This window comes from Xenorhabdus thuongxuanensis, assembly GCF_001908095.1.
Classification (GTDB): domain Bacteria; phylum Pseudomonadota; class Gammaproteobacteria; order Enterobacterales; family Enterobacteriaceae; genus Xenorhabdus; species Xenorhabdus thuongxuanensis.
In genome coordinates this window covers 56993-80307 of the sequence record NZ_MKGR01000017.1, presented here as the reverse complement: position 1 = coordinate 80307, position 23315 = coordinate 56993, and the positions used below count along the sequence as shown (strand labels likewise).

Here is a 23315-nt window from a genome sequence, read left to right as displayed (position 1 = left end):
GTTTTATCACCTGGACTCAGGAAACCATGGAATATGAGATCAATACATTATTAGCTGGTTATGGTGACCAATTTGCAATTAATTTCTCTTGAGGACTTAGTTTAATTATCGTTTAGATTAATTACATTATAGTTTATTCATATTAAGAAAGTGCCAAAATATGTATAACTTCACGGTTTTGTTCTATATCAATGAATTACTTATTCAATTGATATTGTAAATAAAACAATCATAAGTGAGATTGAACCATATGTAAAATGGCACCAGATTAATATTTATTATATAAATTTACTTCAGGAGGAACACATGAAACTCCATCAACTTATTTTCACTACCATTTTACTAATCACAGCAGGAATGTCACAAGCAAGTACACTGCAAAAGCAAGTCAAATTTGATCCCAGTTGGTGTAAATATTACTGTATGAAAGAAGCAGATAAAGACTGTGGCGCGAACGAGAAATGTTTTCGTAGTGTATATAAATCATGTATGGCTATTTCTGCTGCTGAAGGAAGGTGTACTCGTTGAAAAACACCGGTTACAGCGGCAGGTATTTAAACTGAGCATCAACCGGACATTAGGTCCGGTTGATGTTTTATCAATGAGTCGCTTAATGTGAACTAAAGAACACGCAGATTATTCAAACTCATTCCATGAACGACCATCGCGGGTAATCATAGCAATAGAAGCCACTGGTCCCCAAGTACCTGCTTGATAAGGTTTCGGTGGTTCATTATCCGCCGCCCATGCATCCATAATGGAATCCACCCATTTCCAGGCTTCTTCCACTTCATCGCGACGGACAAACAATGCCTGAATACCACGCATCGCTTCCAACAATAACCTTTCATAAGCATCAGCAAGGTGCGTCTGATTAAATGTTTCAGAGAAACTCAAATCCAGTTTAGTAGTTTGCAAACGGTGTTTATGCTCCAGCCCCGGCGCTTTATTCAGCACTTCAATATCAATACCTTCATCTGGCTGCAAGCGGATTGTCAATTTGTTTTGCGGCAATTGCTGGTAGGATTCAGCAAACAGATTCAGAGAAGGCTCTTTGAAATAGACGACAACTTCAGAACACTTAGCTGGCAATCGCTTTCCGGTTCTCAGGTAGAAAGGCACACCAGACCAGCGCCAGTCATCAATATCGACACGAATCGATACAAAAGTTTCCGTTTTGCTGGTTTTATTCGCCCCCTCTTCTTCCAGATAACCAGGAACTTTCTTACCATGCACAAAACCTGCGGTATATTGCCCGCGAACCGTTTTTTCCCTGACGTTAGTTTGATCAATCCGACGCAATGAACGCAGCACCTTTACTTTCTCATCACGAATGCGGTCTGCTGTCAAGTCAGCCGGTGGAGACATGGCAATCATAGTCAGAATTTGCAGAAGATGATTCTGGATCATGTCACGCATCTGCCCTGCCTGATCGAAATAACCCCAACGCCCTTCGATACCGACTTCCTCAGCAACGGTAATTTGCACATGATCAATCGTGCGATGATCCCAATTATTGACAAAAAGTGAGTTGGCAAAACGCAGCGCTAACAAATTCAATACCGTTTCTTTCCCCAAATAATGATCAATACGGTATATTTGTCTCTCATTGAAATATCTTGCAACTTCATCATTAATTGCTCTGGAAGAGGCAAGATCTGTTCCCAATGGTTTTTCCATCACAACACGGTTGGGTTCCTTATTCAGCCCCGCAGCGCCTAATCCATGGCATACTGCTCCAAATGTACTTGGTGGCATGGCAAAATAGTGAATAGCAGGTAAGCCATCTTTATTCAGGATTTTTGCCAATTCGGTAAAATGTTTTGTTTCATTTACGTCCAAATTACAAAATTCCAGACGCGAACTGAGTTTTTTCCACAATTCTGAGTCTAATTTTTCGGACATAAATGTAGCCAATGCTTCTCCAACAACTTTGGTATAGGCTTTTTTATCCCAGTCAGCTCGACCGACGCCAATAATTCGGGTATCAGAATGGATATAACCCGCTTTTTCTAACTGGTAAAGGGAAGGTATTAATTTCCGGCGTGCTAAGTCTCCTTTCGCCCCAAAAATTACCAAATTACAAGCCTGAGCTGTAGACGTCACCGCCATGTTGCATCTCCTCAATACGGGATATTGTAATTTTTTTACAGAATCTGTGGGTAATGTACTCTTTTGGTTATATGCAGTAAACACTGATTATTCATTATTGTATTCACTAACTATACGGTCAGATTTTATACCAAATAGTGGATAACAACTGAAAATTTACAACTATTAAGAAGTAATATTACCAAGTTGAAAGTTAGACACTTGTCATATTTTCATGAAAAATCCTAAATTATCCGGTTATGCCACTGCCAGCCTCCAATAACAAGTAGTATATTTTCATAAAAATGACATAGATTTCTCCTGTTAATGAAATCGTTAAAACCGAGGTTGAACTTCGTTTTATGAACACACTGGAACGGCTCCAAAATAGTCTTGATGTTTTGAGTAAGTCAGAGAAAAAGGTTGCGCAAGTTATCCTTGCTTCACCACAGACCGCCATCCATTCAAGTATTGCCACTCTGGCTAAAATGGCGAATGTGAGTGAACCAACGGTTAATCGTTTTTGTCGTCGTCTCGATACCAAAGGGTTTCCCGATTTTAAATTGCATCTGGCACAGAGCCTTGCTAATGGTACACCTTATGTGAACCGCAATGTGGAAGAGAGTGACAGCGTCACCTCTTATACAAATAAAATTTTTGAATCGGTAATGGCAAGTTTGGAAACGGTCAAAAGTGATCTAGATATTGCAGCAATTAACCGTGCAGTCGATCTTCTGACACAAGCCAGAAAAATTTCTTTTTTCGGTTTAGGAGCATCAGCCGCAGTGGCCCATGATGCTATGAACAAATTTTTTCGCTTCAATATTCCAGTGACCTATTTTGACGATATTGTGATGCAACGAATGAGCTGCATAAATAGTACCGAAGGAGATGTTGTCGTATTAATTTCTCATACAGGAAGAACAAAAAGCCTTGTAGAAATTGCTAAGCTGGCTCGCGAGAACGATGCAACAGTGATCGCCATTACCTCAACAGGCTCTCCATTAGCACATGAAGCTACCCTCCCCATCCTGTTGGATGTACCCGAAGATACAGATATTTATATGCCGATGGTTTCAAGAATTGCTCAATTAACCATCATTGATGTGTTAGCCACTGGTTTCACACTACGCCGAGGCTCAAAATTCAGGGATAATTTAAAAAGGGTCAAAGAAGCGTTGCGCAATTCACGGTTTGATAAGCATGAATAAACCAGAAAATAGACTGTGTTTTTGTTCACTATTTATCAACTCTCCAGACTGATAGCATATGTAGACCATCTGCATATTCGCAGTACGGGGTTAATAATCAATAAATTAAATGGTTATCCTACGGTAATCGAAAACTCATATACCCAATGGATTTCGAGTTACCACCCAACGGTGCGGAAATTTGAAAAACAAAAGGTATACTTCATAGGTCAACGGAGTAATACATGTCCAAACGGCTCAGAAGAACAAAAATCGTCACTACACTTGGCCCAGCTACAGATCGTGACGGTAATCTAGAAAAAGTTATTCAAGCGGGAGCCAACGTCGTCCGCCTTAATTTCTCTCATGGCACTGCGGAAGATCATATCCAACGTGCTAATAAAGTGCGCGAAATTGCTGCCCGTTTAGGTTGTCATGTTGCCATCCTCGGTGATCTTCAAGGACCCAAAATACGCATATCCACCTTTAAAGAAGGAAAAGTTTTCCTGAATGTTGGGAATAAATTCCTGCTGGATGCCAACCTAGGTAAGGGAGAGGGAGATAAAGAAAAAGTCGGTATTGACTATAAAGGATTGCCATCTGATGTAACGACTGGTGATACCCTACTATTGGATGATGGGCGCGTTCAATTGAAAGTCCTGGATGTTCAGGGTATGAAAGTCTTCACGGAAGTGACCGTAGGAGGCCCACTTTCCAACAATAAAGGCATCAATAAATTGGGCGGCGGATTATCAGCCGAAGCACTGACAGCAAAAGATAAGGAAGATATCATCACTGCTGCCAAAATTGGTGTTGATTATCTTGCTGTTTCTTTCCCTCGTTCAGGTGAAGATTTGAATTATGCGCGCCGTCTTGCACGAGACGTAGGCTGTGAAACCCAAATCGTCGCAAAAGTTGAACGAGCAGAAGCTGTTAGCAGTGATGAGACTATCGATGAAATTATTCTGGCATCAGATGTTGTCATGGTTGCTCGTGGTGATCTCGGTGTTGAAATTGGTGACCCTGAACTGGTTGGTATACAGAAGAAACTGATCCGTCGCGCTCGCCAACTGAATCGTGTCGTGATTACTGCCACACAAATGATGGAATCCATGATCACCAACCCAATGCCAACACGTGCTGAAGTCATGGATGTTGCCAATGCGGTACTGGATGGTACTGATGCTGTTATGCTCTCTGCTGAAACAGCGGCAGGTCAATATCCTGCGGAAACCGTTGCCGCTATGGCACAAGTCTGTCTTGGTGCGGAAAAAGTGCCAAGTGTCAATGTTTCCAAACATCGCCTCGATATTACATTTGATAGCATTGAAGAAGCGATTTCAATGTCTACCATGTATGCAGCCAACCATCTGAAAGGCGTCAAAGCAATTATTGCCATGACTGAATCTGGCCGCACAGCTCGCATGATGTCCCGCATTAGTTCTGGCCTGCCTATCTTCTCTATGTCTCGCCATGAATCAACCTTAAACCGTACCGCCCTTTATCGTGGTGTGACGCCAGTTTATTGTAGCTCACATACTGATGGGATCGCTGCGGCAAACGAAGCAGTGAATCGCCTGCGCGATAAGGGCTATCTCATCTCTGGAGATTTGGTACTCGTGACCCAAGGTGATCAGATGGGAACTATTGGCAGTACCAATACCTGTCGCGTACTTGAAGTAGAATAATGAACTATTCATAAAACAAATGATAAGGGACAGTATACCGCTACTGCTCCTTATCATAATTTAGGCATTACTAATGGAGAATGCTTTGTTTTTTGTTGATAGCAAAAAATCGATGTTAGAACTTATAGAGCTGTATTCCAATAATCAAAAATCTTCCCTTTTATAAGGCTCTATATCCCCTTCTTTCCGCGTTTTAAGCAATTTTAAAATCCAAGTGTATTGTTCAGGATTCGGCTTAACCAATTCCTCCAATTCCTCATTCATCCGGCGAGCAATATAAGCATCATCCTGTCCTGCAAGATCATTCATGGGTGGACGGATATAAATATCCAATTGATGAGTTTGGCAATTATAAACCGGAAATAATGGAACAATGGCCGCACGGCAAACTTTCATTAAGCGCCCAAGTGCAGGCAGTGTAGCTTTATAAGTGGCAAAAAAATCGACAAATTCGCTGTGCTCTTCGCCATGATCCTGATCAGGCAAGTAATATCCCCAAAAGCCTTCACGCACTGTAGAGATAAAAGGTTTAATTCCCGCATCACGGGAATGCAAACGACCACCAAAGTGGCAGCGCACTTTGTTCCATAAGTAATCAGCCACAGGATTGCTTTGGTGGTTAAACATAGCTGATATTTTTTGGCCACGCGCAGCCAATAACATCGCAGGAATATCAATAGACCAACCATGTGGAACCATAAAAATCACATTCTTGCCTTGTGTTTCTAAGGCTTGAATAATGTCTTCACCATGCCATTGGGTACGTTGAAGTGTCGATTTTGCCCCCCTGAGGTAAAGCTCCGCCAGCATAACAAATGATTGAGGTGCGGTGGCAAACATGCAATCAATCAGTTCTTCACGTTGTTGTTCCGTTAGTTCAGGAAAGCAGTAAATTAAATTGATTTTTGCCCTGCGACGAGCACTTTTTGCTTTCTTGCCCGCCAAAACGCCTATTTTGGCTAGAAACGGATCGCGCCATTTTACAGGGACATAAGACAATCCTGCTAATATTCCCACGCCAGCCCAAAGCCCCCAATAACGGGGATGTAAATAAGCTCGATGAAACCGAGGGACATATCCCAATTTACTATCTGTATCTCTTTCTTTATTCATGAGCTAACTCTGATGATTCCAACACTTGCTCTCGGGGATCAAGTTTACAACAAAAAATAATATAAAAGCGGACGATAGAAATCATCCGCTTTTATGTCGTCAATAATCGGAATTTGGTGCACTTAATCCAACAACAATTGAGGTTTAATTTCTTGAATCATTGCTACATATTCTGTACGTTCTTTACCACTCAAGCCACCAGAACGCGGTAATTTTGCAGTGAGCGGATTCACAGGTCGCTGGTTATCCCAGAATTCAAAGTGCAAATGTGGACCTGTTGAACGCCCCGTATTCCCTGATAGCGCAATACGCTCACCCCGTTTCACTTTCTGACCCGGTTTTACTAGTATTTTCCTCAAATGCATATATCGAGTTGTATATTGACGACCGTGCCGAATGGCGATGAAATTACCCGCTGCCCCATCAAATTTAGCTACAACGATTTCACCATCACCTACTGCCAGAACGGGGGTTCCTACTGGCATAGCAAAATCAACCCCCTTATGCGCTGTAATTCTGCCCGTTACCGGATTTAAGCGACGTGGGTTGAAAGAAGAAGACACTCTGAATTGTTTCGTTGTGGGAAAACGCAGGAAGCCACGCTCCAGACCGGAAGCATTACTGTCATAAAAACGTCCATCATTGGCACGGAAGGCATAATAATCGTCGCCACCACTCTGTAATCGAACGCCTAACAACTGGCTCTGTTCACTTTTTCCATCGAGCATTTCACGAGACATCAACACAGAAAAACGATCGCCTTTACGCAATTTGCGGAAATCTATCTGCCATTGTAGTGCTTTTGTCACTTCTCTGGCTTCACTGCTTGTTAATCCAGCAATCAGGGCACTACTATTAAAACTGCCATCGATTGAACCTGTGATAACACTGTTTTTCCATTCTCCTTTCTGAAGCTTTTGCGTTTCATTAAAAGTATCTCCTTCACGCGTATAAACGCGAGTTTCACGACGTGATATATCCCATGTCAGCGTTTTTAAATTTCCATTATCATCAGTAGTCCACGATAATGACTGACCAATACCTAAATTACGCAATGCTTTATATTGATTTGCTAATAAAGCAACTTCAGAGGAATCAATTCCAAACTGAGTTAAAATCGAACTCAGGGTATCACCACTGGAGACAATATATTGATGCGGAACATTTGCTGCTGTATCAACAGAACTGCCATCATCATCCCCAATACCTTCATTGGGGAGTTGTTCATTAGCATCTCCAGCAACATCATCCGTCGCATCAGGAATGCTATCGGGAGTACTAAGAATAATGCTACCTGTCCGTTCTTCTCTTTCATGGTAAGCAACAGGGCGCCATATCGCGATAGCCAAAGTGACTAACGTTAGAGATCCAAGCATGATCTTGTGGGGTTTGGGCAGGTTGTTGTATACCAGAACGATAGTTTTAGCTATCTGCTGCACTAATAAAATTCCTTATTGTACTAATTCAGGCAGCTCACATATTGTTTTGATAGCTGAGTTATAAATTTCATGTAGCTATCTTTATCCAACACGATGCCACTCCCTAAAGGGTCAAGTATTCCAATACGTACATCAGTACCTTTTGCTACGGCATGAATAACGGCTGGCCTGAATTGAGGTTCAGCAAAAATACACTTTACTTTCTGCTCAACCAATTGTGTTCGTATTTTATGTAATCTCTGCGCGCCAGGCTGTATTTCAGGATTGACCGTGAAAACACCTAGCGGAGCCAATTGGTAATGTTTTTCAAAATAGCCATATGCGTCATGAAAAACAAAATAACCCTTTTTTTGTATGGGTTTTAAAACATGAGTAATATTCTTATCAGTTTGTGCAAGCTGTCCATTGAATTTACGTAGGTTTACTTCTAATTGCTGTTTTTGCTGAGGATACTGCTCAATAAGCCGATCGTATATCGCCTGAGCGACTTTTTCCGCGATCTTCGGAGAAAGCCAAATGTGCATATTATATTCACCGTGATGATGATGTTCATGATCTTCCTCATGTTTATGCTGATATGATTCAGAACCGGAATCATTACTATCTTCACTATCCTTCAATTCTTCACTATTTTTCAATAATAATGGCTTAATAGTAGATAATTCAGCCAGTGACAGTTGTTTACTCCGTTCAATTTTAGCTATCGGTTTTGCTAAAAAAATTTCCATATCTGGACCAATCCAAACAACTAAGTCAGCTTGATTAATTTTTTGTACATCCAGAGGCCGTAGCGCATAATCATGTGGAGAAGCGCCATCAGGCAGAAGTACTTGAGTATTTGTTACACCATCAGCAATGGCAGCAGCAATAAAACCCAATGGACGAATGGAGGTGACAACATCTGCCTGTGCAGAGCAATTCACTCCTGCCACTAACACAGTAGCTAATGCAATTTTATGAAAAAATTTATGCGCGTATTTCTGTGATTTGTGTAACATAATATGAATATTCCATGCAGAAAATTGAATAATGTTATATTATAACATTTCAATGATTCTGCAAGACACTTTTAACTCGCCAACTATGATTACCCTAAAAAATATTACGGTTGAATTTGGTAACCGCAAGGTATTAAACAATATTTCATTCAATCTCAAACAAGGGAAAATTCTGACTCTGATCGGCCCAAACGGGGCGGGAAAATCAACTCTGGTTCGCGTCGTTCTTGGTTTAGTCCAACCCACTTCGGGCACTATCGAACAAAGTCCCGCGTTGAGAATTGGTTATGTTCCGCAAAAAATTAACCTTGATCCCACCCTGCCTTTGACTGTTAAGCGGTTTATGCTACTAAGGCTCAATGTGAAACCAGTAGATATCATGCCGGTATTAAATAGGGTCAAGGCTGCTCACTTACTGGAGCAACCGATGCAAAAGCTGTCTGGTGGAGAAACTCAGAGAGTGCTACTCGCCAGAGCCTTACTTAACCATCCTCAGCTTTTAGTTCTTGATGAACCAACACAAGGTGTTGATGTCAATGGTCAACTGGCGCTTTATGATTTAATCAATCAAATCAGAACAGAGCTTAATTGCGCTGTACTTATGGTATCCCATGACCTGCATTTAGTGATGGCAAAAACGGACGAAGTTTTATGCCTTAATCAACATATTTGCTGCTCTGGTACACCGGAAGTGGTGTCAATGCACCCAGAATTTATCGCAATGTTTGGGCATCATGGCGCAGAACAACTGGCAGTCTACCGCCATCACCACAATCATCATCATGATCTTAAAGGGAAAGTTATTTTGAATAATGTTGGAGGATCAGGCCGATGATTGAGTTACTGCTTCCTGGCTGGCTCGCCGGTATTTTTTTAGCAATTGCCGCTGGGCCTCTTGGTTCTTTTGTCGTTTGGCGCAGAATGTCCTATTTTGGCGATACATTAGCCCACGCATCACTGCTTGGTGTTGCATTCGGTTTCTTACTGAATGTGAATCCATTTTATGCGGTTATTGCAGTTACACTTACTCTAGCCACTATTTTAGTTTGGCTGGAAAAACGCCCACAATTGGCAGTTGATACATTATTAGGCATTCTGGCTCACAGTGCTCTGTCGCTGGGTTTAGTCGTCGTTAGTTTTATGACCAGTGTCAGGGTCGATCTAATGGCTTATTTATTTGGCGATTTATTGTCTGTTACTTATGAAGATCTCTGGTTGATTGCGGCCGGTGTCGCGATTGTTACCGGATTACTGACATGGCAATGGCGCGCCCTGCTATCAATGACAGTTAGCCAAGATTTGGCTTTTGTCGATGGCATTAAAATTCAACGTCTGCGTGTTTTACTGATGTTAGTAACAGCATTAACTATTGGGCTGGCAATGAAATTCGTCGGGGCGTTAATTATCACCTCCCTGTTGATTATCCCTGCCGCTACCTCTCGGCGTTTCTCCCGCACACCTGAACAGATGGCAACTTTTGCAATTATTGTCGGTATGCTTTCTGTTACAGGAGGATTAACGTTATCGGCGTTTTATAACACACCAGCAGGGCCTTCCGTTGTACTTTGTTCGGCAGTGTTATTTGCATTGAGTTTAATGGGCAAGGCAAGAAGCTGATATTTATCCCCTTCACCTTTCAATTTGCTGCTTTTTAGCAGCAACTTAAATACAACTAACAAGGGTTATAATTTAGATAAGTTATAACCCTTTTTTTAATAGTGAAGAATGTCACATTAGTGATAATGCAGATGACATAACCTCTATAACCCGTCCTTTATTTTGATCAATAAAAAAATGATCTCCCTGGATATATTGGATCGTTAAATCTTCGTTGGATAATTCTGACCAAGCATAAAGTTCAATCGGTTTAACATCAGGATCAGAATCACCACTTAAAACAGTTATCGGACTTTTTAGGACAAATCGCTCTGGCTGATAGGTTTCGGCCATCTTGAAATCAGCCCTCAAAACAGGCAGTAATATATCCATAAGTTCACTATTCAACAATATCTCATCAGTGGCACCATTCATTTTCTGTAGCTCACGGATAAATTCGTCACGAGGTAAGTTATGGGTATAAGGATTATTATCCTTCAAATGCGGTGCTGGACACCCTGATGCGAAAAAGTGTACGGGGACAGGGTAAGCACAGGACTGCAATTGACAAGCAAGTTCAAATGCCACCCGACATCCCAAGCTATGCCCAATAAATATATAAGGGAGCTGCGTAATAAATGTAGCATGGGTCATTAACTCATCGACCAGAGAGTACAAATCTTCATACAGGGTTTCACCCATTCGGGTTGCTCGCCCTGGTGGCTGAACAGCAACTATCTCAATATCATCATTAAAATGTTCTGCCCAATCAAAATAAGTTCTCGCAGATCCCCCCGCATATGGAAAGCAAAAGAGTCTCAACCTCGGACTGCTGATCAGCTTTGGTATAATAAACAACTTATTATTTTCCAAACTACCCCCTCTCCCTCTCAAATCACTTGTCAATATTCCTATTACCATAGCGTATTCTTTCTTCTACCAACGTAATCAAATTTTTCAAGGATGCTTGTTGATAGAAGGTTTTGAGTTTTACCTCAATAGTAAAATGTGCATTGATTTTTGCCAGCAAACGCACTGCCATCAAGGAATCCCCCCCTAGCTGAAAGAAATCATCTTCCGGCGAAACAATATGGCGATTTAGCGCCTCGCTAAAATGAGTCAAAACTTGTATTGCTATATCAGAATCCAAGTCATATTCCAGATGCTTCTCAGCAATAGGAGCGATTGAGTTCACCCCTAATGCCAATAATGCGGCAGTATCGATCTTGTTATTAATTGTATAAGGAATTACTTCAATCACCCGCAATTGTGTCGGGATCATGTAATTCGGCAATTGGCCTTGCAGATACTGTTTGACCTTATCAATAAGTTCCTGGGCAGTTCCCGTAAATATCGGGGACGCAACCAGATAGCCACAAAGCCGTTCATGGGACCGTTTTTCAACCACGACCACTGCCTTGTCAATATCCGGCACCTGTTTAATCCACGACTCAATCTCTTCCGGTTCAATCCTGTAACCACGAAGCTTAATCTGATTATCCTTTCGTCCCAAGCATAAGAGTTTATTATCCGCTGTAAAGCAAGCCAGATCGCCAGTTTTGTAAAGCCGTTCCCCATTAACTTTTGAAAACGGATCTGCAATGAATGCAGCAGCCGTTAAATCCGTGCGCTGCCAATATCCTTTAGCTACTCCCTCACCACCAATGAACAATTCACCAATCACGCCTGAGGGTTGATGGCAACCCCTTTCATTCAGCACATACATCCGTGTATTGGCGATAGGAGAACCTATCGGTAACACTCCATGACAACTTTGGTTTGCTTCAACAGCGATATTCAATCGCTCTACGCAGCAACCAACGACTGTCTCTGTCGGGCCATATTCATTAAAACTTACACTTTCTGGCGCTATTGTCTTGAGATAGCCCAGATGTGCACAACTCATTTGCTCACCACCGATTACTATGACCTTAACATCTAACGGAGCCTGCTTCTGACCCATGCTTAATGCTAAATGTTCCAATTGTGAAGGTGTAGTTTTCATTAACCCCAAAGGCTTACTTAACTCAAATAAGCGCAATAATGCCCCATCCTGGCTAGCCTGCGCAGAAAAAAGTATGGCGTGTCCCCGTGTAATCAATGGCAGGAGCAAACTAGTAATGGTGGCATCAAACCCGAAGGAAGTGGTCACTGGCACACCCAACCCTCCCAAGTCATGTTCACCTGACGGCATATAGGCCTGTGCCGCCCAGTTAAGATAGTTATTAAGACCTTTGCGATAAATCTCAACGCCTTTTGGCTTACCTGTTGTACCGGAGGTATAAATCATGTAGCAAAGGCAGTCATTTTCTGCGATCAGTTTCCAACGAGGAGCCAAAGGGGTAGGATTCGTGCGATTATCGCCATTCCTTATTTCCCATTCACTTTTCAACTCAATAACGGGTGTATTGAAACGCTCCATTGCCGCCAGCAAGGATGTATTTTTGCCAGCGCTCTTATCCTCTATCACTATGGCATCAGGAGCGGCATCCTCAACAATCAACAACAGACGATTGAGGGGTAAGTGGCTATCTACGGGTATCCATACAATACCTTCAATCAAACAAGTAACGATTGTGGCTAAAGCCAGAGGAGTGGCACCAGAGAAAATAACCACCTTAGCTTGCCGTGGTGTGTCTGAAATAATATGACTGCGTAATTCGTCAGCTATCCGTTGGCTTAAGTGGTACAATTTTTCATAACTGAGTCGTTCAGTTCGCGATCCGTCCCAATATTCAATCGCTGTTAGTTCCGGTTCAGCGTCCAATTGACGGAAAAAATGGTGGCAAAAGTCCCCTTGAAAGACAGTATCAGTCTGGTTAAATGCCAGCACTTGACGTTGATAATCAGACCCATTCAGCAAAGGCTGTGCCAACACTTCCTGATCAACATCAAGAACCATCGCCGCACACAATTGTTGATAACTGTCGCTTAATACTTTGGCATAATCTGCCGCAATATGGGCGTATTGATATTCAAAACTTAACTCCATGGTATCAGCGTGATTAACCACAAACAACGTCAATGGGAATTTCCCCCCAACGGGCGTTAACTCATGTTGACGGGATTGAGTTCCGGACAATGCCCAATCCCCCTGGCCAACAAAATAGTTGTACATTACATTGAATAAGGGAGCCTGTGGGATTTGCTGGGCATGGCTGACACTACGTACGATATGGCTATAGGGAAATTGCTGATGTTCAATGCCGTTATAAAGCTGGCGACTAAGCTGAACTGCGATATCGGCAAAACTGATTTGCGGGTGGAATATTACTTTAATCGGCAACACATTGATAAAATAACCTATCGTTTTCTCCAAACGCTGATCATCTCGCAAAGAAGCCGGCACCCCAAACACAATAGTTTGTTGTCCTGTCAGCCGATACAGCAGAGAAGCATATAGGGTGAAATAACCCAGTGCTGGTGAAATGCCCAAAGTAGCGGCACAATGATTAAAGGCGGTAACTAAAGAAGGCGTTAGCTGACACCGGATCATGTTACCTTGCTCATTTTTTGATGAAACAGGGTTACCAATAGTCAATTCCAGTCGCCCATCTACCCCCTCAAGCTCTTTCAACCAATACTCTTCATCATCAGCAAGATACTCACCACGCAACAATTCATTCTGCCAGCTAGCAAATTCAGCATATTCGAGGATATCGGCATCAGCATCACCGCTCGGTAACGCCCCTCCAGCATATGCTGTAGCAATATTATTGAGAATCAATGCCACTGAATCATTGTCGCAAATCAGGTGATGGAGGCAGAAATGCAAAATATGGTTTTGCTCTCCTAACTTGATCAGTAAGAAACGTGCCAAACCGGGTTGTCCCAAAGTAAATGGGGTTTCCAAATTATGCTGACAGTGGGTTAATGCCAATTGCAGGCGTTCATTATTATCTGATGCTATGCCTTTCCCAGATAGATCTATCACAGTAACAGGCAACTCAATCTCAGGATAGATATGCTGAACCAATCCCTGATCACTTTCGACAAATGCGGTACGAAAAGCTTCACTGTTTTGTACCGTTTGTGCAATCGCATCCAGCAATTTATCCTGATCCAATGAGCCAACCAATTCGTAGGTTACGGGTACAATGTAAAGTTGTTTTGCAGTTAATTGTTCTGCCAACCACAAATCTTGCTGGCCAGCCGATACCGGAACTTCATCAATCTCAAAATCAGCACTCTCTTGATCTCTTATCTCACTCATACCTTGTTCGCCTCCTTGCCACTTTGGTGAAGAATGGCTGCCAAATTGCGATGCAACTGAACAATAAGGGATTCCGCTTCGCCGTACAGCAGGCTCGGCGCTGTACATACTTCCAAGTTTCTTTGCACTTGTTCAATAGCCTCGTAGTCCTCTTCAAGGGCTTCAGCCAGATATTCCACATCCAATTGGCATACCTCGCTTATCGCCTCATCCGCTTTATGAATAAAGTTGAACGTCTTTGACCAGGTTTGGTTTGCCGACACAGGATGGTAAAAAGAGACAAAAACATGATAAGGCTGTACCCCGATAATCACATTGGGGAATAGCAAATAAGTGGCAACCATTTCCCGACGTGTCTTATGCGGTGTTTGTCGACGAACCTGAGCCAAATTTTTTAGTGGGGTCAAAATCCGGCCATGCTGGGCAAAAGAATCCAGTGAGTAAAGCTGGCCATTTAATGTGGGAGCCAGACTGTTTCGGTGCAGAGACTGGACATGATAATATTCAATAAAGTTTTCAATCAGTAATTTCCAGTTGGCTTTAACCATCCTTTCACGGGAATTCAGCAATTGGTGTTGTTCAAAACCGATAGCGGAAATTTGATCGTCAATGGCAGAGAACCAATGTTCCAGCGAAAAGTCAGGCATAGATTCGCTCGGTATTTGCCACAACATACTGAACTTTTGTTGAGTATCAATTGCATTAAGCGAACGATATTGATCGGGTATTTCAGGGAAAGCTTCTCGCCAACGGGCGGCAATCAGATGACCTTGGTGACTGAATGACCAACTGTGATAAGGGCAAACAAAGGCTTTTTTACACCCTTCTTGATGATGTTCAAGTCTGGCTCCTCGATGTGGGCAGACATTTTCAAATACAGCACAACGATTATCATCGACTTTACTCACGATCATAGGCACACGTCCCTGATAATCAACCGTAATAAAGTCGCCAACTTTTTCCAATGTTTGGATGGGGGCTACAAACTGGGGGATCTTTTTCCACAGTTCTTTCTGTTCGTAATTAAAATAGTCCTGACAAACATAATGCTTAATTTGGCTCTCATATATTCCAACTGGTTCAGTCGCAATATGAGAGTTACGCTGGCCGATCATGTCGATGAAATAATCAGCATAAGGAGAAAATATGTTATTCAGAACCCCTTCACCACCTTCAGGTAATATGATTGTGGTATCGATTGTAGTATTACTCATTAGGCATCTCCTTCGACCAGAATAGTTTTCGTGAATGTCTGAGATTGGGTTATATATGTGTTGTAAAAATCGAAATAACGATAAACAAAATTCAGATTTGGCGTGGCTATGTCTATTCGTTGGCTAAGTTTGACCAAGGAAGCAAGTAAGGTATCTGCCTCTGTTTCCCTGCCATTGATAACATCCAACACCAAAGAAGAATTAAAATCGGGAATTGACATTAAATACCCCACGGATTGACGCCGGAAACTTTCGCTATCTTTGACATATCCGGTTTTTTCGCCAATGGCAGCGCACTCGTCAATAATCGATTGAATAACAAATCGGGAAGCATAATTACGCATCGCTGTATATACACCGATACGGACTAATCCGCACACAGAGGCCGCCGCATTGAGCGTGTTTTTGGCAAAAGCTTTATGTGCGATATCTTCACAACCTTCGAAGGGAATGCCGACTCGGTTGAGTAAATCCAAAACTGCCAAAATATCCGCTTCTGCCTGTTCAGTCAGTTCAGTGCATCCAAGATAGCTGGTTTTAAGGAACATCAATCTCAGGTTTTGTTTACCATGCAGAGTCACTGAGAAGTTGAGCACACCACGAATAACCGTGACACCTAATGCCTCGTCAATAAAGGTTTGTTCTGTGGTAAAACCATTTTGAAATATGACAACAGGGCTGCGGAGCCGATGTTTATTACGCGATAATTGCTGACAAATATGCTGATTGGAAACTGTTTTACTGCACACATACAATTGGTCGAAATCTTTGGACAAAAAATCTGTATAGTCAGTACAATGACCATCAATAATGATACTGCCAAGATCCCTACTTATTACCTGATCATTATTTGTATCATCACTGAGTTGTATTTGGCTGATAGGTGATATCTGGTTCCTTATCCCTCGTGAAGATAATAAAAAAACCTGACATCCTTGTTTCTTGCATTGATGAGCCAAATAACACGCAACCGCGCCTGTACCAATAATGCCTATCCTCAGCATACTATTCCCCCCCTATCGCTAATAACAATTTTTGTGTCGTGATAAATAAGGGAGGTAATATCAATAGGGTGATCCCAATAAAATAAAGATCCATTGGGGTACTCTGCCCCCAAATCGCCCATCCTCCCTCTTGAGCCAATAAGATTTCCAAGACAATCCCAGTGATAAGATAAATAATGAAGCTACTGAATGTCTTAACCAAATTACGTAAAGCAAAAACACGACCGTGATATATTTTCGGTACAATGGTTTGCCATAACGTTTGCATTTTAATAATGCTTATTCGCATCGTGATAAAGCTAATCGCAATACAAACCCCAGAAACATAAACATTTTTTATCAGCGTCAATACCACAAAGCCGATCGCAAATAAGAATTCCAGTAACAACAGCGGCATATGCTTCAATATAGCGGGCTTCCATGCCGACATCAGGCTGACGATCACCATAGAAACTCCACCGATAGACATCATGTAGCCTGCATCTGCGACAGAAAAATAGGTTGTAAAATAAGGAACAATCGTGATTAGCGTTCCACCAACCAAAATTGACTTAAAAAAGGTATACCCGATCATATAAGTCATTTCTGGCGATGCTTTAACCAAACGAACACATTCCATATCAGGAAAAATGGCTTTCCAGTTCAACTTAGATAATGTGCCATCATCGTGTGGCAGAAACTGTACAGTTCTTACCCTGAACAATAACCCCGCGGCAAACGCACTCACCATAAAGGTGAGAAGATCAACCGTCAGCACCATGCCCAAGCCATAGTGGGAAAACAGAAACGCACCAACAACCGGAGCAAGCATTTGTGGCAATGAATCACTAAGACTGCCCAACGCATTCGCCCGATTTAACGAAGATTGTGGAACCAGCCGAAAAACCAGTGTGCTGTAACAATCAATCTGCAACGCGGTCAACACGCTGGTCAGGGCGATATACAGATAGACCACGATGGAATTGATATAGCCAAAATGATTGAACAAGAGCACAATCGCCAAGGCCAAACCCGCAATCCCTTCTGTCAGTAACAACACTTTGCGTTTATCATAATGATCAATCACATAGCCCACTAACGGCATCAGTAAAAAGGCCGGAAGCACCAATACTAAATACATATTCGTGTAAGCCATGACTGACATTTTTTCCTGAAGCAGCCATAACCCGAAAGCAAATTCCGTCAATTCACTGCCAAATATAGACACAGCTATGCCAATCCAAAGCGGATAGAATCCATGTATGCCCTTCATCCAACCATTCCCTTTTTGTTACGACGGCGAGCTTGCAATACAGGCTTTTCTTTTCGCCCTGCTATCTGTTTATGGCTATCCGGTACGGATGCCTGTGATACAAGTACTTCCTTGTTCGCAACTAGCGCTGAATCTATCCATTCGATCAGGCTAGCCAATGTTGGACAAGCCATAAATTCCGGTAACTTAAGGGTGACGCCATGCTCTTTTTGCAACGCAGACAAAATTTTGATCGCGGTTAACGAATCCCCCCCCAACGCTACAAAACTTTCTTCCATATCCAGCCCACGTTGCCCAAGATGAGCCACCAGCAAACGACCTGCCGAACTGTTAAAATACTGTAAGGGGTCATTTGGTACAGTTCGTTTCGGTAAAGGAAACTGCTTTATAGAAACTTTACCGTTGGCGGTTTTAGGGAATTCAGTCAGATATACAATAAAATGTGGCTGCATATAATGGGCAAAATTGCAACGGACAAACTGGCGGATCCGCTCACTTAACGCTTTTTGTACAACTTTATCGGCCTGGGTTTTCACATAACAAAGCAATTTTGTTTCCGCCACAGGAATACCCGGATCAATCACGCTGCTCGTCGTCAACACAACTTGTTCGATTTCTTCCCATTGACCAATGGCACTTTCCAACTGGGTTGGCTCAATACGATAACCTCGCACTTTGATCTGAAAATCTGTACGACCAAGAAATGACAAACATCCCTGTTCATCCATGCTGACTAAATCACCAGTTTTATACATAAGTGGTGCTGTCTGATTGCAAATTTCGACAGGAATATAAGGATCGGCCACATATTTACTCGCAGTCAGGGCGTTATTGCCGTAGTACCCCTTAGATACCAACGGGCCACCGATATACAGTTCACCAGGCTCACCACGCGGCACTGGTTTGCCAGATTCATCCAGCACATAAAATCCAGTATTGGCTAGCGGCTTGCCAAGCGGCACTGTTTCCCCCACCAGTGTATCTTTGGTAATCACCGAATCCGTAGCAGTAATAGTGGTTTCAGTTTGGGCATAAGCATTGGAGAAAATACTCCCTTCAGGTACGAGCTTCTGCCATTTTTTCAACGTCTGTGGATCAACTTTTTCAGTTCCCACTAAAATACGCCGTAAGTGAGATGGATAATCCATGGCAGGATCTTCCAAGCTATCCACCCATCCTTGCCAATAGGTAGACGGCAAATCGGCTAACGTAATCTGTTGTTCAATCAACAATTGGTTAAAATCAGCAAAAGTATTTGGCGGAGTATCACCGAAAAATACAACCCTGCCTCCTGCGACCCAAACGGGGAAAAGTTCCTCAAGGACGATATCCCAGCACAAATCGGTAAATTGAATCATCCGATCTTCCGAGCAAATCGCCAGATATTCCTTCATCATCAAACAATGATGAGCGATGGCTCCATGAGAGTTCATCACACAGTTAACATTTTGGGTGCTCCCTGAGGTACAGGTGATATAGGCCGTTTGCTCCGTAGGTATTACTTTTTGCGGATTTTGCAGTAACGCGGTATCCCCCAAGGCAACCCCACATTGACGTAGCAATATCCCTTCATCGTAAAAGTTGAAGTACCGGACATGAGATAACGTTTTCAGCAACGAAGTATGTGCATCGTTTCTCACCTCATTGCCATCATTTAAGTCTCCATAATCCCCATCGATCAGGGCAAATCGTGGCGTAAGTTCTGAAAACAAGAATTCGACTTGGGTAAACGGTAGCTTCTTATCGATAGGAACGTACACGCCCCCCGCTTTCAGTACAGCTAACACCGAGATTGCTAAGGGTATCCCACGGCGTACACTGATAAAAACAGGCTCTTCAGGCTGTAAGCCTTGTTGCAGCAGATAATGTGCCAATGCATTTGCCTGTCGGTTCAATTCGGCAAATGAAAGCTGGTGCTGCCCTTCTTTCAAACTAGCATCGACTAATGCACATGCCTGTGGATAATCGGCAGCACGCTGTTCAAATAAGGCATGAATTGGTGCCTTGTAAAGAAAATCCTTCCGCAATGGTCCAATGGCAATGGAGGGTGTATCCAGTGAATTCAGGTAAGCGATAATATCGGCCAGAGTCAGTGTATCCCTCTCCGGAGAGTTAATGAGATAATCCAATAACTGAGCCAGTTTGCCTGACAGCGTTTTGATTTGCGTCTTGCTGTAGGCTTGTGCTGCATATTCCCAATGTAGATACAGATCATGCTCACTCTGAAATACATCCAAAGACAATTGACCAACAATGTAGCGTTTGGGGTTATCCAGTAACAAAGACCAACTGCCACTTTCATTAAGCTTAAGTTTACGGGGACTGAAATTGAAGTCGTAATTAAGATAACGGTTTAACATTTCCGGACGATGCCCCAGACTGCAATTCTGCACCGTCAGATCTTCAACCGTGACATCCTGGTTGGAAAAAATATCCAGCAATTGTTCACAAGTAAGACCAAGATACTCACTGAAACGTTGTTCACCATTGCAGGTATTTACCCGAACAGGCAACATTGCCGTCGTCAAGCCCACCAGATTGTCGAAATTGTCAAAGTTACGCCCGGATACCGAAGTGGACATAACAAATTGGGATTGTTTGAGTATCGCCCCCAGAAAAATAGAATAGACGGTATACATCAGCATGTAAGGGGTCGCACGCTGTTCAGTGGCATAAGCCAAAATCTTAGTCGTCAATTCAGCCGGTAATTTCTCAAGATAAAAACCACCTGTAGGAAGTTCATCTCCCTCTTCTGTCAGCACGGCAGGATCTGGTACTGGTAGATTTGCCAAATCCCTCTGCCAACCAGACAGGTACTTGTGCCAGAATGATTTCTGGTGAATAAAATCCGGAGTCTTTTTGAATGCTGCCAAGCGATCTAAATAATCATGATATTGACAAGCAGGTGGCAAATCGCTGGCACCATGATAAATAGCCACCAACTCATCAATTAATACATCCAAAGAGACACCATCAACAATAGCATGGTGGGCAACCAAAAAAATCATGTCCACACGGCTATGGTTAAGTGCATACGGTGCCAAAGGTGTCTCACTCCATAATGGCAGAGATAAATCAACCTGTGCTACATGCACCCTAAACATCGGCCCAAGATCAAGCGTAAACTCTTCATCCAGGCAATTTTGCCGCCATTGCAAAAATTGTTCTGGTGAACCCATGATAGCAGTTTCAGTGCGTATTGCTGCATGATGCTCAAATTGGCCTGTCACCGTTTTAAAGGTTTCAGGGCAAAAAACCTGGCGCAATTGTTGATGACGATTGAACAAATACTCAATGGTGTTGTTTAAACGATGCGGCTGCAATCCGTCAGTGATCACACACTGGGCGAATTCATTGTAAGATTTCGATGCCGCAGGATCATACCAACTGGACATCGCCAAATTCTTCTGCATCTTAAATTCGAGTACGGTAGAATCCACTGACGCTTTCGATTCTACGGGTACGTTCAGTAAGCGGGGTTTAGCTGCAATCTCCTCGACGGTTTTTTCAAAAGCATCAAAACACTCATTTAATACGCTATCATCATGAGCCGTAGAGAGGAAACAGGTACGCCCTTCCCAGGTATAAACCCCATTCATTAATAAGTTATAGAAGAACAGTTCGTGGGTTTTCTTCTGGCTAAACTTGAATAATGAGCCAAAGTTTGCAACTTCTATACCGCAATTTGCCGCAGTGAACATACCATTGAGTCGTTCAACAAAGCTTGAAGTTCTGTCATTCAAATCAGTTTGTAACGCAGCCCCCATCGTTTTCATATGTAACAACGTTGCCTCAGCCGCTGCCATCGCCAGCGGATGTTTGCAAAACGTTCCGGCAAAAAAGGTGGTCTCATTGGGGGGATAAGACGCATCTCCAAATTGCCAGAAACCACCATCAAGGTAATCCATTATTGCCGCATCCCCAGCCAAAACACCGATAGGCATTCCACCCCCGATGACTTTGCCATATGTCACCAAATCGGCCTTGACCTGATAGTAATGTTGCGCCCCTTGTGGGTGATAACGAAAACCAGTAATGATCTCATCAAATAGCAATACAACATTCTGCTGTGCCGTGATTTTTCGTAACGTCTGAATAAAGGATTTAGGCCGTAGATTGATATTGCGCGATTGGACAGGTTCAACCATGACCATGGCAATTTCATTCCCGTGAGCGGTAATATAATCCAGGCTTTGTTGCTCGCCATAATTGAGTATCACGATATCCCGCCCCAAATCTTCAGGAATGCCGCTGGATTGAGGGAATATCTCTCCCTGTCTCATTCCTCCCATAAAGAGGAGCTCCGTATAGTGACCATGGTAAGCATTATTGAAGATAACGATCTTTCTTTTCCCGCTAGCGGCTCTGGCTACGCGGCAGGCAAGCATAATTGCCTCGGTGCCTGAATTGGTGAAAGCCACTCGCTCAACACCCGTGATTTCAGATATCAAGTCCGCAACAACCATACCAGACTCATCAATCGGCCCGAGATGAAAGCCACGTTGCAGCCGTTTTTGCAAAGCCTGTTGGATAAAATCAGGATTATGCCCAAAAAAGTTGACCCCAAACCCCATCGCAATATCAATAAAGACATTGCCGTTTAGGTCAGTAAAATGCGCCCCTTTTGCAGTTTTCCCCACAATCGGATAACACAACTCTTTAAGCTTACTGTTGAATTGAATCGAGCTGCGGTTATCACAGAGCACCCTCCGATATTTCTGGATAGCAGCTTTTGATGCGCTGGTTTTCGCATTGTAATGCTGAATGAACGCAGTCGTTTCAGCATCACGTTGTACGGGCTCTGAAGTATCAACAGGTTTGTAGGTAAATTTGGCTTTTTCACCAGACGTCACTAATGGCTCGCTAACAACACTCACTGTAGGTGAAAGACTGCCTGATGTTGAAATTAAAGTGGGATCCGGCCGCTGAACGGCGGCGAGTGGCTGGTCACCGGTCATCGGAACAGAGCTTCCTCCTCCAAGGTATTGCAACACTGCCAACTGCTGTTGGAACAATTGCTGCATTGCGTTTAATTGAGCAGCCATAATACCGTGTTTGATCTCTATGCCCGGATTGTTATTAATAACAGTCTGATTTTCACGGCTAGTAACAACCTGTTCGTTAGACATCATCGCCGAAGGAGATACAGAGGGTGAAAACGATATTGTTGGAGGCGTTAGAACATGCTGGGCATTAACCACTGGCTCCACTATTGTCGGCGGCGGCACAGATACTGCCTGTAGCTTATCGTTCTGGTTATCAATAGAGGTCGGTTGTGCCTGCTTGCCAACAAAGTTAGCGACCTTATCAATATTCGACAATCCCTTAAAAAATTTTCCAATACCGATATCGACACCATATTGAGATTTAATGTTGTTTTTCAGTCTAATCAACGTGAGAGATTCAATACCCAGTGCCAGAAAGTCAGTATCGGTAGGCACATGTTCACTTGCTAATTCTGACTGTAACCAGCTTTGCAGAGAGTGTTTAATTTCATTTGGCAATTGAGTCATTATG

At 42.8% G+C, this 23315-nt stretch carries 15 protein-coding genes; 5 read left to right on the top strand and 10 right to left on the bottom strand.

Annotation, left to right across the window (positions count from 1 at the left end; translation table 11 throughout):
• Positions 1–306 precede the first annotated feature (306 nt).
• Entirely contained in the window at positions 307–528 is a 222-nt protein-coding gene (locus Xentx_RS12115; RefSeq protein WP_074020490.1) for a hypothetical protein, read from the top strand.
• 108 nt (positions 529–636) lie between these two features.
• Here the strand turns inward: Xentx_RS12115 and zwf are convergent, their stop codons facing one another.
• The gene (zwf, locus tag Xentx_RS12110) at positions 637–2112 is read right to left on the bottom strand and encodes a glucose-6-phosphate dehydrogenase (RefSeq protein ID WP_074020489.1); all 1476 of its coding nucleotides are present in this window, start codon (positions 2110–2112) and stop codon (positions 637–639) included.
• 341 nt (positions 2113–2453) lie between these two features.
• Between zwf and Xentx_RS12105 the strand changes: the two genes are divergently transcribed.
• Together Xentx_RS12105 and pyk are read left to right on the top strand one after the other, a co-directional pair.
• A complete protein-coding gene (locus Xentx_RS12105) occupies positions 2454–3302 on the top strand; it encodes a MurR/RpiR family transcriptional regulator (RefSeq protein ID WP_074020488.1) in 849 nt (282 codons plus the stop codon).
• A gap of 224 nt (positions 3303–3526) precedes the next feature.
• A complete protein-coding gene (gene pyk, locus Xentx_RS12100) occupies positions 3527–4969 on the top strand; it encodes a pyruvate kinase (protein WP_074020487.1) in 1443 nt (480 codons plus the stop codon).
• Positions 4970–5113: 144 nt separating this feature from the next.
• Here pyk and lpxM read toward each other — a convergent pair whose 3' ends face one another.
• The 3 genes from lpxM to znuA form a co-directional block, all read right to left on the bottom strand.
• Positions 5114–6082 carry a lauroyl-Kdo(2)-lipid IV(A) myristoyltransferase gene (lpxM, locus tag Xentx_RS12095; protein ID WP_074020486.1) on the bottom strand — a complete coding sequence of 323 codons (969 nt, stop codon included), beginning with the start codon at positions 6080–6082 and terminating at the stop codon, positions 5114–5116.
• 122 nt (positions 6083–6204) lie between these two features.
• On the bottom strand, positions 6205–7521 hold the full coding sequence (mepM, locus tag Xentx_RS12090; RefSeq protein ID WP_074020485.1) for a murein DD-endopeptidase MepM: 1317 nt from the start codon (positions 7519–7521) through the stop codon (positions 6205–6207).
• Positions 7522–7541: 20 nt separating this feature from the next.
• Positions 7542–8519, bottom strand: coding sequence for a zinc ABC transporter substrate-binding protein ZnuA (gene znuA / locus Xentx_RS12085; RefSeq protein ID WP_074020484.1), 978 nt, complete (start codon positions 8517–8519; stop codon positions 7542–7544).
• Positions 8520–8571: 52 nt separating this feature from the next.
• On the opposite strand from znuA, the gene znuC reads away from it, so the two are divergent.
• Together znuC and znuB are read left to right on the top strand one after the other, a co-directional pair.
• The gene (gene znuC / locus Xentx_RS12080; protein ID WP_074020493.1) at positions 8572–9354 is read left to right on the top strand and encodes a zinc ABC transporter ATP-binding protein ZnuC; all 783 of its coding nucleotides are present in this window, start codon (positions 8572–8574) and stop codon (positions 9352–9354) included.
• Entirely contained in the window at positions 9351–10136 is a 786-nt protein-coding gene (gene znuB, locus Xentx_RS12075) for a zinc ABC transporter permease subunit ZnuB (RefSeq protein ID WP_074020483.1), read from the top strand. The genes znuC and znuB overlap by 4 nt, the downstream gene beginning before the upstream one ends.
• Positions 10137–10247: 111 nt before the next feature.
• Here the strand turns inward: znuB and Xentx_RS12070 are convergent, their stop codons facing one another.
• Genes Xentx_RS12070 through Xentx_RS12045 form a run of 6 tightly spaced genes read right to left on the bottom strand, consistent with a single transcriptional unit; the run spans position 10248 to position 23311 of the window.
• Positions 10248–10988 (bottom strand): thioesterase II family protein, encoded by a 741-nt coding sequence (locus Xentx_RS12070; protein WP_083600954.1) that lies wholly within the window; start codon positions 10986–10988, stop codon positions 10248–10250.
• Between the two features lie 22 nt (positions 10989–11010).
• The gene (locus Xentx_RS12065; RefSeq protein ID WP_074020481.1) at positions 11011–14328 is read right to left on the bottom strand and encodes a non-ribosomal peptide synthetase; all 3318 of its coding nucleotides are present in this window, start codon (positions 14326–14328) and stop codon (positions 11011–11013) included.
• Positions 14325–15542 carry an aromatic ring-hydroxylating oxygenase subunit alpha gene (locus tag Xentx_RS12060; RefSeq protein ID WP_074020480.1) on the bottom strand — a complete coding sequence of 406 codons (1218 nt, stop codon included), beginning with the start codon at positions 15540–15542 and terminating at the stop codon, positions 14325–14327. The genes Xentx_RS12065 and Xentx_RS12060 overlap by 4 nt, the downstream gene beginning before the upstream one ends.
• Positions 15542–16546 (bottom strand): ketopantoate reductase family protein, encoded by a 1005-nt coding sequence (locus Xentx_RS12055; protein WP_074020479.1) that lies wholly within the window; start codon positions 16544–16546, stop codon positions 15542–15544. Before Xentx_RS12055 ends, Xentx_RS12060 begins: the two co-directional genes overlap by 1 nt.
• Before the next feature lies 1 nt (position 16547).
• Positions 16548–17798 (bottom strand): MFS transporter, encoded by a 1251-nt coding sequence (locus tag Xentx_RS12050; protein WP_074020478.1) that lies wholly within the window; start codon positions 17796–17798, stop codon positions 16548–16550.
• Entirely contained in the window at positions 17795–23311 is a 5517-nt protein-coding gene (locus tag Xentx_RS12045; RefSeq protein ID WP_074020477.1) for an aminotransferase class III-fold pyridoxal phosphate-dependent enzyme, read from the bottom strand. Before Xentx_RS12045 ends, Xentx_RS12050 begins: the two co-directional genes overlap by 4 nt.
• Positions 23312–23315 lie beyond the last annotated feature (4 nt).

Bases quoted from the DNA above. Each gene is read 5' to 3' on its own strand.
- Xentx_RS12115 (WP_074020490.1), top strand. From the start codon at position 307: ATGAAACTCCATCAACTTATTTTCACTACCATTTTACTAATCACAGCA.
- zwf (WP_074020489.1), bottom strand. From the start codon at position 2,112: ATGGCGGTGACGTCTACAGCTCAGGCTTGTAATTTGGTAATTTTTGGG.
- Xentx_RS12105 (WP_074020488.1), top strand. From the start codon at position 2,454: ATGAACACACTGGAACGGCTCCAAAATAGTCTTGATGTTTTGAGTAAG.
- pyk (WP_074020487.1), top strand. From the start codon at position 3,527: ATGTCCAAACGGCTCAGAAGAACAAAAATCGTCACTACACTTGGCCCA.
- lpxM (WP_074020486.1), bottom strand. From the start codon at position 6,082: ATGAATAAAGAAAGAGATACAGATAGTAAATTGGGATATGTCCCTCGG.
- znuA (WP_074020484.1), bottom strand. From the start codon at position 8,519: ATGTTACACAAATCACAGAAATACGCGCATAAATTTTTTCATAAAATT.
- znuC (WP_074020493.1), top strand. From the start codon at position 8,572: ATGATTCTGCAAGACACTTTTAACTCGCCAACTATGATTACCCTAAAA.
- znuB (WP_074020483.1), top strand. From the start codon at position 9,351: ATGATTGAGTTACTGCTTCCTGGCTGGCTCGCCGGTATTTTTTTAGCA.
- Xentx_RS12065 (WP_074020481.1), bottom strand. From the start codon at position 14,328: ATGAGTGAGATAAGAGATCAAGAGAGTGCTGATTTTGAGATTGATGAA.
- Xentx_RS12060 (WP_074020480.1), bottom strand. From the start codon at position 15,542: ATGAGTAATACTACAATCGATACCACAATCATATTACCTGAAGGTGGT.
- Xentx_RS12055 (WP_074020479.1), bottom strand. From the start codon at position 16,546: ATGCTGAGGATAGGCATTATTGGTACAGGCGCGGTTGCGTGTTATTTG.
- Xentx_RS12050 (WP_074020478.1), bottom strand. From the start codon at position 17,798: ATGAAGGGCATACATGGATTCTATCCGCTTTGGATTGGCATAGCTGTG.
- Xentx_RS12045 (WP_074020477.1), bottom strand. From the start codon at position 23,311: ATGACTCAATTGCCAAATGAAATTAAACACTCTCTGCAAAGCTGGTTA.